The organism is Micromonospora pattaloongensis (assembly GCF_900107255.1).
Taxonomy (GTDB): Bacteria; Actinomycetota; Actinomycetes; order Mycobacteriales; family Micromonosporaceae; genus Micromonospora_I; species Micromonospora_I pattaloongensis.
The window spans coordinates 69,489-83,313 of record NZ_FNPH01000014.1 but is presented as its reverse complement, the minus strand read 5'-3'; the positions used below and the strand labels follow the sequence as shown (position 1 = coordinate 83,313).

At 68.4% G+C, this 13,825-nt stretch carries 16 protein-coding genes; 9 read left to right on the top strand and 7 right to left on the bottom strand.

Annotation, left to right across the window (positions count from 1 at the left end):
• The first annotated feature begins 370 nt into the window (after positions 1–370).
• Positions 371–664: a hypothetical protein gene (locus BLW47_RS23200; RefSeq protein WP_091562275.1), complete on the top strand. Its 294-nt coding sequence runs from the start codon at positions 371–373 to the stop codon at positions 662–664.
• Between the two features lie 539 nt (positions 665–1,203).
• Here the strand turns inward: BLW47_RS23200 and BLW47_RS23195 are convergent.
• Entirely contained in the window at positions 1,204–1,896 is a 693-nt protein-coding gene (locus BLW47_RS23195; RefSeq protein WP_091562271.1) for an alpha/beta fold hydrolase, read from the bottom strand.
• 475 nt (positions 1,897–2,371) lie between these two features.
• Between BLW47_RS23195 and BLW47_RS23190 the strand changes: the two genes are divergently transcribed.
• Complete coding sequence (locus tag BLW47_RS23190) at positions 2,372–3,304, top strand: GNAT family N-acetyltransferase (protein WP_091562268.1); 933 nt, start codon at positions 2,372–2,374, stop codon at positions 3,302–3,304.
• 186 nt (positions 3,305–3,490) lie between these two features.
• A complete protein-coding gene (locus BLW47_RS23185; RefSeq protein ID WP_245736988.1) occupies positions 3,491–3,973 on the top strand; it encodes a DUF2750 domain-containing protein in 483 nt (160 codons plus the stop codon).
• Between the two features lie 142 nt (positions 3,974–4,115).
• Here the strand turns inward: BLW47_RS23185 and BLW47_RS23180 are convergent, their stop codons facing one another.
• The gene (locus BLW47_RS23180; protein WP_245736986.1) at positions 4,116–4,727 is read right to left on the bottom strand and encodes a hypothetical protein; all 612 of its coding nucleotides are present in this window, start codon (positions 4,725–4,727) and stop codon (positions 4,116–4,118) included.
• Positions 4,728–5,447: 720 nt separating this feature from the next.
• Here BLW47_RS23180 and BLW47_RS23170 point away from each other — a divergent pair.
• Positions 5,448–5,933 (top strand): GNAT family N-acetyltransferase, encoded by a 486-nt coding sequence (locus BLW47_RS23170; protein ID WP_245737004.1) that lies wholly within the window; start codon positions 5,448–5,450, stop codon positions 5,931–5,933.
• A 137-nt stretch (positions 5,934–6,070) separates the two neighbouring features.
• Here BLW47_RS23170 and BLW47_RS23165 read toward each other — a convergent pair whose 3' ends face one another.
• The 3 genes from BLW47_RS23165 to BLW47_RS23155 form a co-directional block, all read right to left on the bottom strand.
• A complete protein-coding gene (locus tag BLW47_RS23165; RefSeq protein WP_245737003.1) occupies positions 6,071–6,820 on the bottom strand; it encodes a class I SAM-dependent methyltransferase in 750 nt (249 codons plus the stop codon).
• Positions 6,821–6,936: 116 nt separating this feature from the next.
• Positions 6,937–7,140, bottom strand: a complete 204-nt coding sequence (locus tag BLW47_RS23160) for a cold-shock protein (RefSeq protein WP_091562257.1) — start codon at positions 7,138–7,140, stop codon at positions 6,937–6,939.
• 192 nt (positions 7,141–7,332) lie between these two features.
• Entirely contained in the window at positions 7,333–8,829 is a 1,497-nt protein-coding gene (locus BLW47_RS23155; RefSeq protein ID WP_091562254.1) for a DEAD/DEAH box helicase, read from the bottom strand.
• A gap of 565 nt (positions 8,830–9,394) precedes the next feature.
• On the opposite strand from BLW47_RS23155, the gene BLW47_RS23150 reads away from it, so the two are divergent.
• Complete coding sequence (locus BLW47_RS23150) at positions 9,395–9,613, top strand: hypothetical protein (protein ID WP_091562251.1); 219 nt, start codon at positions 9,395–9,397, stop codon at positions 9,611–9,613.
• A gap of 1,048 nt (positions 9,614–10,661) precedes the next feature.
• On the opposite strand, the gene BLW47_RS23145 is transcribed toward BLW47_RS23150, so the two are convergent.
• Both BLW47_RS23145 and BLW47_RS23140 read right to left on the bottom strand, forming a co-directional pair.
• On the bottom strand, positions 10,662–11,423 hold the full coding sequence (locus BLW47_RS23145; RefSeq protein ID WP_091562247.1) for a 5-formyltetrahydrofolate cyclo-ligase: 762 nt from the start codon (positions 11,421–11,423) through the stop codon (positions 10,662–10,664).
• A gap of 9 nt (positions 11,424–11,432) precedes the next feature.
• Entirely contained in the window at positions 11,433–12,626 is a 1,194-nt protein-coding gene (locus BLW47_RS23140) for a helix-turn-helix domain-containing protein (protein ID WP_483869243.1), read from the bottom strand.
• A gap of 216 nt (positions 12,627–12,842) precedes the next feature.
• Here BLW47_RS23140 and BLW47_RS25855 point away from each other — a divergent pair, with 216 nt between their 5' ends.
• The 4 genes from BLW47_RS25855 to BLW47_RS23125 are packed head-to-tail and all read left to right on the top strand — an operon-like array spanning position 12,843 to position 13,825.
• The gene (locus BLW47_RS25855; RefSeq protein ID WP_281247301.1) at positions 12,843–12,977 is read left to right on the top strand and encodes a hypothetical protein; all 135 of its coding nucleotides are present in this window, start codon (positions 12,843–12,845) and stop codon (positions 12,975–12,977) included.
• 59 nt (positions 12,978–13,036) lie between these two features.
• Positions 13,037–13,288 (top strand): hypothetical protein, encoded by a 252-nt coding sequence (locus BLW47_RS23135; RefSeq protein ID WP_091562240.1) that lies wholly within the window; start codon positions 13,037–13,039, stop codon positions 13,286–13,288.
• A complete protein-coding gene (locus tag BLW47_RS23130) occupies positions 13,281–13,502 on the top strand; it encodes a hypothetical protein (protein WP_091562235.1) in 222 nt (73 codons plus the stop codon). Before BLW47_RS23135 ends, BLW47_RS23130 begins: the two co-directional genes overlap by 8 nt.
• Positions 13,499–13,825, top strand: a complete 327-nt coding sequence (locus BLW47_RS23125; protein ID WP_091562232.1) for a hypothetical protein — start codon at positions 13,499–13,501, stop codon at positions 13,823–13,825. Before BLW47_RS23130 ends, BLW47_RS23125 begins: the two co-directional genes overlap by 4 nt.

Here is a 13,825-nt window from a genome sequence, read left to right as displayed (position 1 = left end):
CGGCCACCAAGACCAACGACTAGCAAGATTCAACCAGCAGAGGGGGTCCGTTTTCGGCCGTCGCGAAGGGGTCCGTTTTCAGCCGTCGTTGACACACCGGCCACAGATTGCCGAATTGCGCTCTATCAGATCAAGGCGGCCCGCAAGCGGGCCGCGCCGGCCCGGCCCCGGCCTGCTGGCGACCTCCGGCCGGCATCAACCGGGCCGGCCGGCCACGCTGGCGGACTGTAAGAGCTGTTTGCCCTCCGGGCGGGGGATCTTCGACAGAGATGGGGAAGCCCGTCCGGACGGTGCGGTAGTCGGTGGTTGAGCGGGTCGCAGCAGGAGCGATCCCCTGGCTTTGACCGAGCGCGTCCCCGATACTCACGGCGTGATCAGCAACGACCCCCGCGCCCCCTGGCTGCCTCGCGCGCACCCAGCCGACAGCCCAACACTGCCCATCTACATGGTCATCTTCTTCGTCTTGGGCCTCGTTGGCTTCGCGGCCCACGGACTGGCCGACGGCCGGGAAGCACTCGTTATCGCGAGCATTGTCTCGGGAGTGTTCTTCACGTGCTTCCTGATCCTGTTCGCGATCTACTGGACCGGATACCTGCTGAAGGGACACGCCCTCTGGCAAGCCGAGCGCCAGGCTGAGTCCGATGGGCCATCCACGGGCCAGTAGCCAGAGGGCTGAGCGGTCGCGAGGGGGCACGAGCCTCAAACCTGTCAACCGCCGGCCACAGGCGTTTCGGGCATCACGACCGGTTGAGCACGCTCTTCCAAACTGACGGTGCGGGTTCGATTCCCGTCGCCCGCTCCACCCACGAAGGCCCAGGTAAACCGCATGATTGCGGGACCTGGGCTTTTCCAGTTCTCCCCCACTTGGATCTTGCTTGCCATCCGCGTGCCATTCACGGTCGGCCTCGGCCCTCTCTAACGCGGCGGCCCATCGCACGGGCGAGCTCGCGGTCGTAGGCCGACAGCAGGATCTCCCCGCCGCAGCAAGCACCCACCCACCACGCAGAACTTCCGACTCCCCTGGTCGTCGGGGTTGGGTGAGACCAGGGGTTCAGAGCAAGTAGCCCACCCGGGTCGAGGATGGATTCGCCTTCGATGACGATTCCACCACCGGCAATTGTGTGCGCACAGATATGTGCGACAGCCGCCCGCCAACTGACGCTCGACGCCTGCGCGGATCGCGGCAATGCGGATGGGCGTCGATCATTCGGCGAGGAATGCGATCACGGTAGTGAGGTAGTCGTCTGGAACGGTCTCGTGCACCAGGTGGCCGGCCGCGATCGTCGTCAGCCGGGCCTCGGCCAAACGATCGGCGAGTTCGGCGACGTGCTCCTGGGGGACCGCACTCGCTGCTCCGCCACCGATGAGCAGAGTGGGTGCGGTGATCCGGGCGACGATACCGGCCCAGCCTGGATCCGGCTCGTCGATCTCGGGCCGGACCTGCTCCACAACCCGCCAGTCGAAGGGCAGATCTCCCGCGGGACGGTCAGGAAGTCCCGGCGGTCGAGGGTGCGGGAAACCAATGTCCTCAAGCACGAGTTTGCGGATGTGTCCCCGCCGTTCGGAGGCCGCCACCACACAGGCCACCAGCCCGCCGAGGGAATGACCGACCAGGTCCACCGCGCCGGTGTCCAGTTGGTCCAAGACACCGATGACGTCTTTCGCGAAAAGATTAACGCTGTACGTGCCGGGCCAGTCACTAGTGCCGTGGCCCCGCAGGTCGACGGCGTACACCGTCCGCTCAGCACACAGGCCCGAGGCGATCACGTCCCAGTCGCGTGCGGTCTTTCCGGTCGCATGGAGCAGCACGGTGGGCGTCTTGTCCTCGTCAACGGCTTGCCATACCCGCAGTGAGAAGTGCAGATCACCGACCACGATGTCCATGAGCTCAGGCACACCCCGAGCTTCCTCAACCGTTGCCTCCGAATTCAAGACATTCCGCCGCGGGCAGACCCACACAGTGCACTCGGCCATGACCCCGCATCCGAAAGCCGCGGTGGACCACTAGGACGGGGCGTACGGACAATGAAGGTTCGCCGGGAGGCCCCTCGCTCGGCGGCAGATCCGTGCATCTGCTGACCTTGGTGGACGAGGGTCCAGCGGCATGAGCGTGAGCTAGTGGCCGGCGGCCGTGCGGGTCACGGTACTGGTCGGTCGCGGCGGCACGGACGCCGTTCCGGAGACACGCAGCTTGTCTGGTTGGTTTGGTTAATGGGTTGCGGGCATAGGACGCACTGGGTAGAACTGGCGACCGGACTGACAAGGAAGGAGGGCTGAGCCATGTACGCCACGCACACCGCGCTCGTGTCCTCCCAGGTGACCAGCTGAGCTGATCCTGGAGCGGACAGGGCGCCTCCAGACGGAGATCGCCTTGACTTTGCACCAGCATGACCTGACCCTGCGCCCGATCACCGGGCCTGATGAGCTGGACCTGTTCAACAGTTTGCCGTACGTCCTTAATGACGAACTCGGCAGTGACTTGGCGGCCGGTCGCCGCCGCCCGGAATGGCTTTGGCTCGCGCTGCGCGGTGATCGCGTGGTGGCCCGGGCCGGATGGTGGTCGCGCGCCGGGGACGAGCACGCGCTGTTGATGGACATCTTCGACATCGACGGTGACATCGTCGACGGCGTGCGGTTGCTGAAGGCCGCACTGCCCGCCGTGGTCCCCGCCGGCGCGACACCCCCAGAGTACGGTCGGTTCCTTCCGGCGGACTGGCGCAACCACCAACACACGCGTCAGGCCGTCCACGACCGGATGGGCGCACTCGAACGTGTCGGAGCCAACCTGCTCGTCGAACGGCTGCGTCTGGAATGGCGACCCGGCACCCCCATCCCCGAGCTCAGCGGGCGGCTCGTCTTCCGGCCGGTTCGCAACGCGGGCGAGCTCATCGAGCTGATGACGCTCGTGCTGGACCGCACCCTCGACGCGCACAGTCGCGACGACCTGACCCGCATGACCGCCCGCCAGGCCGCTCAGGAGCAGTACCACAACGAACTCGAGCGCTACGCCAGCCCGCACGAGTGGTGGCGGATCGCGACGCTACCGGACGGAGAACCAGTCGGGTTCGTCATCCCCGCGCACAACGGCTACAACCCGATCATCGCTTACCTCGCAGTGGTGCCTGCGCATCGCGGGCACGGCTACATCCACGACGTGCTGGCCATGGGTACGAGCCTGCTCGACGCGCAGAACGTACCGCGGATCCGGGCAGCCACCGACGTCGGCAACGCGCCGATGGCGGCAGCCTTCGCCCGGGCCGGCTACGTCACCTTCGAGCGCCAGATCGACATGACCTGGCGATGATCACCTGGGCGCTGGACCTGGGCCACTCCAGGTCCAGCGCTTGCAGGAGGGTCCATGAAACGGGGACGCGAGCCGAGCCTCGGCAGGAGCCCGTTTCGAGTGTCTCCTTCATCGACAGATCCGCTGCGCCGCGAGGCGCCTTGTCGTATCCCCAGCGCAGCTGGAAGGAACTCGGAGGGAGGTCTGATGGCTGACCTGGACCCGAAAGGTGAAGGGGACAAGAACATGCCAGGAAAGCGGTGGTCGTGGCTGACAGTCTGGGGATCTCTGCTGCCAGCCTCACGGCTCGTGACTCAGAGCGGTAGCCAGGCAGCGGCGTTCTTTCGTGAGGTTGCTGGTCACCGAACCGTCTGGTTCGTGCGTGACGCTCAGGGAAGTCCCGCTCCGAAGACTTCCAGCGGCGCACGAGCCATGCCGTACTGGTCGTCCCGGGCTCGTGCTCAGCGAGCGGCTGACATCTGGGGCAACGACCTCCGTCCTGTTTCCGTCTCCCTGGAGGCGTGGCGGAACGACGAGCTCCCGGAACTCGCCGATGAGGATTACCGGGTAGGCATCAACTGGACCGGGCCTCGACTGGTGGGCTGGGATTTCACAGTGTCCGAGGTGCTCAACCGCTTGGCTCACGCCCTGCGTGAAGGCCCGCACTCGGACGAGCGCCCCGCCCGCTAGACCTCGTTGTCGTCGCCGTCACCGGTCATCTGCGCCGCCCCGAACCCCGACCCTCCAGAGATGCGGATCACCCCGCCGGGCACCACAAGGGCTACCAGCTTCCCCGGACGGTCTACGACTGCCCGAGGAGGAGATCCGCTATCTACCCTTGGAGCCGTTGCGCCCAGTACACCTGCCCGTCCGGCCCCATATAAACCAGGGCCAACAGCAGGTCCGAAATCGCAACCGGGGCGGTGGGCACGTGGACCGCCGCCCGTAGCGCCCCCTCCACATGCGGAAAGAGCGCGACGAACGTTAGCGGCGAAGCGTTCCCGTCGGACACGGCCAGTCTGGATCCATAGCTCGACCAGCCGTTCCCCTCTTTGACGTCACCTGCGCCCCGTAGCCAGGGATAGCGCTCCGGGATTTTGTTTTCGACTCCGGCGCTCCCGAGGCCGACGGCCTCCTGCCGCGGCGACGACGCGCTGAAGCCTCCCGCCTTGAGGTTGGTTCGCTTGTCAATGAGAAAGATCGCGAAGTATCCGCCATCGAGTGGCTTAGGCGGGGTCTGCCAGGAAACCCGCCCAAGCACCAGCTGGTCGCGTCCGTTGGACACCGGGGCATTTACCTTCTCGCCGAGCGCGGCCTGAGCCTCCTCGTGGCTGACGATCTGAAGTGAGGACTTGATGGCCAGCGCTTCCGGGCCGTACGGCGGGTGGTTGTGCCACCAGCGCCAGCCGACGAAGGCCACCATCGCCAAGATGACCGCCAACACCAGCCCGGTCCTTCGCCACGTCATGCGCGATAGTGAACCATGCGATCACCAGACGACCAGCCATCCGTGATCTTCTTTTAACTCGAACGCCGGCATGGGCCATCTGCGGGCCAGTAACCGTGGCGCGCAGCGGGCACGAGCGGCCACGAGACGCGACCGGACCTGCCGGTGCCTACACGCGTTTCGGGCATCACGACCGCTTGAGCACGCTCTTCCAAACTGACGGTGCGGGTTCGATTCCCGTCGCCCGCTCCACAGCCTCCGGCAGGTCAGAGGCTTCATCCTCCGATCCTGCGCCGGTCGACCACTCCCCCCGGCTCTGATCTCGGGCCATCGTGGGCCGTTAGCCGCTCTGCCACCCGTGCGCCGGGCCTGCCGGGCAATCCGCCGGTCCATGGCAGAGGCGATCTCGCGGTCCCGCTCGCTGGACGCGTGCTGGTAGATCAACGCCGCACGCATGCTCGCGTGCTCCATTCGTTGCATCAGCCCGCGAGTGCTCCCGCCAAAGGCAGCGGCGAGGGTGTTCCCGTGCCGCAGGTCATGGAAGTGAACGCGTGGTGCCGCCACGCGGGCAAACGCAACGCTGCGGCAGGTATGTGGAACGGGTGGATCGGGCGACGGGATCGAACCGACACCTCGTGATTACTGGCCGGTCGATGGCCCAGCGGGAAACGCATTGCCTGGTCCCCAGAGCTGCGGCAGCCTTCAAGAGTGATCGAAATGCGTGTGCTCACCGAGGGCGATTGGCGGGTCTGGCGGGAACTGCGGCTCGCTGCACTGGCGGAGGCGGCGTACGCCTTCGGTTCCCAGCTGGCGGACTGGCAGGGCGACGGCGACCGTGAGGAACGCTGGCGCGGTCGGCTGGCCATCCCCGGCTCGTACAACGTGGTGGCGATGCTCGACGGACAGCCCGTTGGGATGGCTAGCGGGGTACCCGCCGACCAGGAGTGCGTCGTCGAGCTGATTTCGATGTACGTGGCGCCGGTGGGACGTGGCCGGGGCGTGGGCGACCACCTCCTGCGTGCGGTCGAGCAGTGGGCTCGGCAGGTGGGCGCGCGGACGCTGCGGCTGGCCGTGGTGGAGGGCAACATGAACGCCTGGGCGCTGTACCAGCGGAACGGCTTCCACGACACGGGTGAGCTCGGTGACCTCATGCCCGACGGCATCCGTCGGGAGCACATCATGGTCAAGAACCTCGCTGCTTAGCGGGTCGGCCGCCAATCGGCCCGCCGCCTGCCGCCTCGGCGGCGACACGTCCTAAGGGGTACGGGTCGGGAAACAACCCTCCCTGCCGATCGTGGCGGTCGGACCCGCGTGCCGCACCCGCCGCCGTTCTACGGCGGTTACGGGGATCCGCTCCTGCACCAACGGTGGGACCAGTCGTCCGGCGGGCAGACCGGCGGCCAGGCCGCCGGTGACACGGGTGTCGATGCGGCGAGCACGCTTGTCAGCTGAAGCTGCTCGTCCTCCGGAGCGCTGCCCTCCGGCACCTCGTAGCTCGCCACCCGCTCCAACCAGTCATGGGGCAGGTGGCCCCGGTCCGGATCGCCCACGAGGACCGGGACGCCCGTCGCCACGACGCGGGCGAGGAACGGCAGCATCCGGGCCGCCACGGACGGGTGGTAGAGCGCGTCGCCGGCCAGCACCACATCCGCACCGTCCCCGTCGCCGTCAAGCAGGTCGCTCGACGACAGAGTCAGGTCGACGTCGTTGGCGTGGGCGTTCGCGTTGATTGCCGCGATCGAGTACGGGTCGATGTCGTTGGCGGTGACCCGGGCGGCGCCGGCGATCGCCGCGGCGATGGCGACGAGCCCGGAGCCGGAGGCGACGTCGAGGACGTGACGACCGGCCACCGTGTCCGGGTGATCGAGGATGTAGCGCGCGAGACCCTGCCCGCCGGTCCACGCCGACGCCCAGTACGGCGGCGGAAGCACGTGTCCCGCCTCGGCTTCGAGCCGGGCCCAGAGGACGATCGCGTCTTCGGCCATGAGCAGCCGCACCTCGGGCACCAGCGGCGCCGGGGCCAGCCGGAGGTCGTCGATGCTGGTACTCCGGGGCCGGTGCTCGGGGGCGGACAGCGCGTACAACAGCAGCGTTTCGAGGCCGGGAACGAGCCCGGCGTCGAAACGGACCGGCTTTCGCGGGTCCGTCTCAGCCACCGCCGTGGCGACGGGAGTGCCCCCGTCGCCGCGGCTTGGCGGAGTCACCGTCAGACCACGCGGATGTTGGCGGCCTGGAGGCCCTTCTGACCCTGCTCGATGTCGAACTCGACCCGCTGGTTCTCGTCCAGGCTGCGGAACCCGCTCGACGCGATCGCGGAGTAGTGGGCGAAGACGTCGGCGCCGCCGCCCTCCTGAGCGATGAAGCCGAAACCCTTGTCCGCGTTGAACCACTTGACTGTGCCGAATGCCATGTCTTCTCCTCTGAGTAGCTGATGGAGCCCGTCGGGCTCCCGGGTTGTCGCCGCCGCTCGTCCGGAAGAACCGGCAGAACAAAAAAGCGCCTGGTGGGTTAGATACCCACCAGGCGCTGGCAAAGTATGCGACAAACCGAAGGTCGTAACCTCAGGCTAGCACGCCCTGCCGCCCACGCGGTGTCTTCGCGGTCAGCGCTGACCGCGGCGGCGGCTACCAACGCGCGTGCCGGAAGAAAACGCGGCCGCGCCCCGTGGCGCGGACGGGACCTCGGCGGCACCCGCCCGACGGCCTTCCGGGGCTCTGCCACGTGCCGCGGCGGCGGTCGACCCGCCCGTCGCGGTACGGCGATCCGGGCGCCGGGCGGCGCTGTCGGCTCGTCCGCCCCGCGGCTCCGTCGTCGTGGCGCCTCGTCCGCCACGCGGCTCCGTCGTCGCGGCGCCTCGTCCGCCCCGCGGCTCCGTCGTCGTGGTGCGCGGCGTCACGAAGCGGCGCTCGCCGGGTGCGAGTTCGGCGAGCAGGGCGTCGCCGGGACCGAGCCGGGTGACCGTCGGGTTGATGCCGGCCTGACGGGTGAGGTCCCGTACGTCCGTGACCTGGTCGTCGGTCATCAGGGTGACCACGGTGCCACTCGCTCCGGCACGCGCGGTCCGCCCCGAACGGTGCAGGTACGCCTTGTGCTCGGCGGGCGGGTCGGCGTGGATCACGAGAGCCACATCGTCGACGTGGATACCGCGCGCCGCGATGTCGGTCGCGACGAGCGTGCGGGCGTCGCCGGCGGAGAACGCCGCCAGATTGCGGGCGCGGGCGTTCTGCGCCAGGTTGCCGTGCAGTTCCACCGCGGGCACGCCGGAGGCGACCAGTTGACTGGTCAGCTTCTTGGCGCCCCGCTTGGTGCGGGTGAACACGACCGTGCGCCCCGGGGCGGCCGTCAGGTCGACCAGAACGGGAAGCCGGTCGTCGTGACGCACCCGGAGCACGTGGTGGGTCATCGCGGCGACCGGCGACATCGCCGAGTCGACGCTGTGGGTGACCGGGTTGGAAAGGTACCGCCGCACGAGGACGTCGACGCCCCCGTCGAGCGTCGCCGAGAACAGCAGCCGCTGGGAGCGGGGCGGTGTCTTGTCGAGGAGTCGCCGTACGACCGGCAGGAAGCCCAGGTCGGCCATGTGGTCCGCCTCGTCGAGCACCGTGATCTCGACGGCGTCGAGGATCGCGTGGCCGGTCGAGACGTGGTCGGCGAGCCGCCCGGGGCAGGCGATGAGGATGTCGACCCCGGCACGCAGCGCGGCGACCTGCGGCCGCGGGCTCACCCCGCCGAAGATCGTCAGGGTCCGCAGCGACAGCGCGGTGGCCAGCGGTGCGATCGTCGCTTCGATCTGGGTCGCCAGCTCGCGGGTGGGCGCCAGGATGAGCGAGCGCGGGCGGCCGGGCAGCCGCGGAGACGTGGCGGCCGCGAGCCGGGCGAGAACCGGGAGAGCGAAGGCGTACGTCTTGCCCGATCCCGTCCTGCCACGACCGAGCACGTCGCGTCCGGCGAGTGAATCCGGGAGCGTGGCGGCCTGGATCGGGAACGGCGTGGTGATGCCCGCCTGCTCGAGCGCGGTGACCAGACGGCCGGGCACGCCGAGGTCGGCGAAGGAGGTGGGTGTGACAACGGGTGTCTTGCTGGGGCGGCGTGCCGCCATGTAGTTCTCCGAACGTGGAAGGGGTCGTCCCGCACGGCGCTGACCGATCGGTCGCGGCCGTGTGGTCGACGTCAGACGCGGGCCGTGGTCGGAACCGACGGGCCGCTCGATCAATCTTACCCGCACCCAGGGCCACGGCGTACACGATCATGGATCTGGGCTAGAGTGCGGCAGGCGAAGCGAAACGGATCCGACGCCCAGACGGGCACGCATCCACCCCGCTCATTTTCCCCACCCGGCTCACATGTGAGAGCGGGTGAGTCGCGCGTTGGCGCGCAAACCGTGGAGCAACTGTTGACCGATTCAACCACCCATGCCGCAAGTCCATTCCGTGCAGCGGCGGAAGCGGACGCCTCCTTCGCGCACAGACCGCCCGTGGACGTGAGTGCGGTGGCGATGGCCCGCCTGCGCACGCCGTTCGCCACCGAGCGGGACGGTGCCCCGGAGCCGGCGGCCGCGCCATCGTCGCTCGTCAGGCATCACGACGCCACGGAACCCGGCCGGTAACCGCAACCCTCAAGATCATTATTGTTCGCCTGGTCCGCTGCGGTGTTACCGTCAGTGGGTGAAGATCGAGCGTCACTGGTGGAACGGCGACCGTAGTGCGCGGGGGCGTCGCGACGTCTACATCCGCACCGACGGCCTGCGCTGGGAGGTAGAGGCGCAGACCGGCGGCAGCGCGGGCCGGTCCAAGCTGCACGCCTGCCCGAGTCGGACGTCCGCGCAGATCCTCGCCGACGCATGGCTCGGTGGGCGTCCGGAGTGGCGGGAAGTGGCGCCCTGACGGCGACCGTCAGGCGGACAGGTCCGCGCCGGGCAACTCGAATTTCTCGGCAACCTCGGCCTCGTTGAGGTCGAGCGCCGGTGACTGCTCCCCCGCCGCCATCACGGCAGACACCGGGAGCGTGCCGACGAAGGCGCTACCGACGGATCAACCGCTTCGGCGGTTACCCCACTGGCGCGGACTCTGGACCGAGCCCCGGCCGGCGAGGCGCTGGCCCTTTCCAGACGGTTGCGGCGACGTTCCCTTGCCCTTCGCGCGTCGGGCAGCCCTATTCGCGTAAACGGCCGGCTCATCGGCTGGCGTGTCGGCACCCTCAGCGTCGGCGTCGTGAGCGGACTCGGGCTCCAGCATCGGTATCTCCCTGAACTCGTCGGGGCGCCCTGGGGGTCACCGCCAGCCCGTGAACACGGGCTGCTGGAGGCCGGTCTGGACGCCTTGACGGTATCGCAACGCGGACGCTGTCCGAGCGGCGGGACCGCGGGGCGGGTGCACGCCGCGCGTTTCGTAGCGGTCCGACCACGTGCGGAGGATCGAGCACGCCGCGGCGAAGGGCGGGTCCCGACGTCGCTGCACCCCTGACCGGGACAGCACACATCAACAACTGTCCCTACCCTGTCGACCATGGGAGCACTCAAACCGTGGCACCTGTCCGTCTTCACGCTCTGCTGCCTCTTGCCAGCGGCGGCGGCCATTGTCGGCGGAGTCTGGGCAGTGCGGCGATCTCGCAGCGGTAAGTAACGACGGGCTCAGGACAGGAAGGCAGCGAGGGAGCATCAAGCCGGTTGATGCCGGGCCGCCGTCTCCACCTCCTGGAGTACGAGTCGCAGCGTTTGTGAGCGCCGCTCGGCCGGCAACGCGGCCCAGACGCGACAGGCGTGTCACCGTCGTCCGACGCGACCCGCTGCCCAAGCTCACTGACGGGTCGCCTCTTAGGAGGCGGCGGCCGTTACCGGTGGTGCCGTCGTCGCGACCATGAAGACCACAGACAGCTCGACCGCGCGCAATCTTCTGTGCCGGTGGCTCATCAGGGCTTTACAGTTCACGGGCGCTACAGCGATCGGTGCTCTCTCCTCGCCGCCCTACGAGGCAGCACACGGCTCGCGAGCACTGGGATCGCCGCAATCTTGTCGTCCGTAAGTTGGTCCCAGAGCACTCCCTTCGGGCGGCGGCCGCCTGGACAGGTAATGATCGCGTCGGGAGTGGCAATGGCGTCGACGCGGAAATCGTGCGGCGCCTCAGGTAACCGCCCGTCGATGATCTGTAGCGGGTGCACGGTCGTCACTATCGTGGTGTGCGCGTCGACGAGTCCGGCCTCGGTGAGCAGCGCGAGTTCGAGATCGGAATAGCCCGCGCCCTTGCCGATTCGAACACCCTCGCCGTTGACGGCGACGCTCCCGCACACCACCAGGTCAATTGCGGGCATCTCATCGACCGTCACGGTGGTCGCTGCTGCCGCAACGGCCTGGTGCGAGACTGACGTCTCGAAGGGTCGCGGCAGCTTCGCAGGATCGAGCAGGTAGAACGGCCTGAGGGTGGTGAGGTTGGGCACCGCCATGTAGACCGTCTTATCCGCGTCCAAGGCTTGGGCGCGAACCGGGAGTTGCGCCCGATCCGGGTTCGCTTTGATCACCCGGGCCGACTGCCACGACGGTAGCGTTGCCAGCCGTTCGGCTGCGGCACCGGCACCGGCGAACGCGGGAATGTGCCCCGAGACCCCTGGGTCCACGGCCCGGTAGCGCTCCAGCAAGGTCCACACACGCTCACGGATTTCCTGCTTGGCCTGCGGTATCGATGCATCGAGGGTTGGCACGTGGACTCCTTACGTTGCCACGAGCGCGAGCAGCCGGTCGTGCACATCCTGGACGGCAGCTTGCTGACGCCACGGGTTCAGCGCCCTGCCAGCGGTGAACGCGACCGTCAATCCCCCGCCCCCACGAGTCGCCTCCACGATGTCGATCGCCCGATGCAGGCTGTCCACCGCATCGTCGATCTTGTGGTCGCGGGTCAATGCCAGGGCGAGGTTGGCTGCGGCGACTGCGGCCGCCTTTGTCCGGCCAGCATGTGTCAGTGTCTCGGTGAGGAACGCCGTTGCCTTGGCCGCCTCATCCAGGTGGAGATAGCAGGCACCGGCCATCCGGCTCGCATCGAACGGGCTGAGTAACAGTCCGGCGCCGTCGGCCGCGGTTACCTTTCCGAAGTATGTGTCGGCCGCGCTTAGTGCGCTCTCGCATGGTCGTCGCTGTTGCCGCATTGCGTACGCTTCGGCGACGTGTAACAGCGCCAAGCCGGCGAGTGCGTTGCTGACACTGCAACTCGTAGCGGCCGCTTGGGCTGCCATTTCCAATCCGGTTCTTGCGTCCCACTGCCCGTACAGAGCGACAAGGCTCCTACGCAGGTGCCCGCGAGCGGCCAGCAGAGGATCGCCGGCCCCGTCGGCGGCCTCAATGACGGCGTCGAAGTACGACAACGCTGACGCGTGATCTCGACGGAGCGACGCGTCCCAGACCAGTTGGCCCATAAGGATGGCGGACGCAGCGAAGGTCGCAAGCAGCTCGCGTTGGATCCGGCCATTGCTGGCCCAGGCTCGGAGGTAGGCGATCTGTGCATGGCGTTCGCCGGCAGGTCCGAGGAGTGTGGCCGACGGCTGATGGTCGTACGCGGCGTCGAGACGGGCCACCTGCTTCCGCAGGTAGGCGACCGTCATCGCATCGGCACGACTCGGGTGAGCCAGGACGTACTCCAGCCGCCGGGCGCTATCGGAGGCTGCGACCGGAACCACCATCGCCTTCAACTCGTTGAGCGCCGCCTCGAATCGCCTACGTACATCGTCGTCGGCTCGGCTCAGGTCCCGATCGAGGACCTCTTGGGTCTCATGCCTCAGGCGGATCAGCTCTCCACGCTGCTCCCAGTTGGTCACGGACGCGACCGCTACACCGAGGTGACCCGCGAAGGCGCGCACGCTCATTCGCCTCGCCTCACGCAGTGCCCGTGCCTCCCGGCCTGACCACCGCACGATCGGAGTCACCAGACCATCCCTCAACGTTCGACGCAGCGTTGTCGAATCATTGACCAGCGTAATGGCCTGACGTCGACACGGATAGCACAAGACCAGGACAAGACCAGCACACCGTTGCGTTCCCGGGACCCACGATGCGCAGAAAAATCGTCACCAGCGGTCGGAATCAATCGGCGTCCGACCACACGGAAGTCAGATCGAAGATCACCCGGGATGGTCGATGAGTCCCGACAGCGAAACTGCTCCACCCCGCGCGTCTCGTACTCGCCGCTGCGCACGGTGCTGGAGCACGGCGTCGAGTCGGCCGAGCGGGTGAGCGAATTCCTGCGGGAGCAGTCCCGCGGTTGAGCCGGGGCCACGGCGGCCTCCCCCGAGCCGCCGTGCCCCACCTACCCCTGGAGGCGCCCATGGGGATCGCGATCACGGCGGTGCTCTGCTCCGTGTTCGGCTTCGGCGTCGGGCTGCTGACGTTCAAGAAGGCGCAGCAGTGGTGCCCGGAGTGCGGGGCGACGTTGACCTGCGCCGACTGCCGCGCGTCCGGTCCAGCGCCACCAACGGAACCGCCGCCCGAATCCGTCGAGCCTCACCGCAACAGCCGGCAGCGGCGCGACGACGCCGACGCACCGGAGTCGGGGATCGGGCGCCGGTGGGATGAGTGAGCTGCACGTTCCGGACCGGCCGTCATGGCAGTGCGCGCGCGGGGACGGCCCCTGGCCGTGCGACGCCGCCAAAGCCGAGCTGAGGGCGGCGTACGACCCGGTCGGGCTGGCGATGCACGGCGCGGAACGGCTCGCCGAAGCCGCCGCCGAACTGCCCAACGCCACCCCGCGCGAGCTGTTCACCCGATTCGTTGCCTGGACGAAGAGGCCATGACTCTGTACCGAAGCACGCTCACGATCCCGCCGGTCCCCGCCGGAACCCTGTTGGAACTCGACGCCGACGACTGGTTGTTCGGGCGCGGGCAGCCGCCGGGTCAGCCGTACACCCTGGTTGTCACGCGGGTGCGCATCGAGCTGGCCCGCTGCTACGACAACGAGCTGGTGTGGGTCATCGGCCACGCCCCGGACTGCGCCGGTGACCACCCGCCCTGCCGCGAAGCGCTCGTCCGCACCACCGCGCTGCGGCACCGGGCGGAGACGCGCAGCGGTACGCCCTTCGGGCCCCCGTCCGGGCGGCGGTCGCGGCCGGGAGAATGA

Coding starts and splice junctions, on each gene's coding strand:
- BLW47_RS23170 (WP_245737004.1), top strand. CDS start 5,448: ATGCGTGTGCTCACCGAGGGCGATTGGCGGGTCTGGCGGGAACTGCGG.
- BLW47_RS25855 (WP_281247301.1), top strand. CDS start 12,843: ATGGTCGATGAGTCCCGACAGCGAAACTGCTCCACCCCGCGCGTCTCG.
- BLW47_RS23185 (WP_245736988.1), top strand. CDS start 3,491: ATGGCTGACCTGGACCCGAAAGGTGAAGGGGACAAGAACATGCCAGGA.
- BLW47_RS23155 (WP_091562254.1), bottom strand. CDS start 8,829: ATGGCGGCACGCCGCCCCAGCAAGACACCCGTTGTCACACCCACCTCC.
- BLW47_RS23125 (WP_091562232.1), top strand. CDS start 13,499: ATGACTCTGTACCGAAGCACGCTCACGATCCCGCCGGTCCCCGCCGGA.
- BLW47_RS23130 (WP_091562235.1), top strand. CDS start 13,281: ATGAGTGAGCTGCACGTTCCGGACCGGCCGTCATGGCAGTGCGCGCGC.
- BLW47_RS23160 (WP_091562257.1), bottom strand. CDS start 7,140: ATGGCATTCGGCACAGTCAAGTGGTTCAACGCGGACAAGGGTTTCGGC.
- BLW47_RS23135 (WP_091562240.1), top strand. CDS start 13,037: ATGGGGATCGCGATCACGGCGGTGCTCTGCTCCGTGTTCGGCTTCGGC.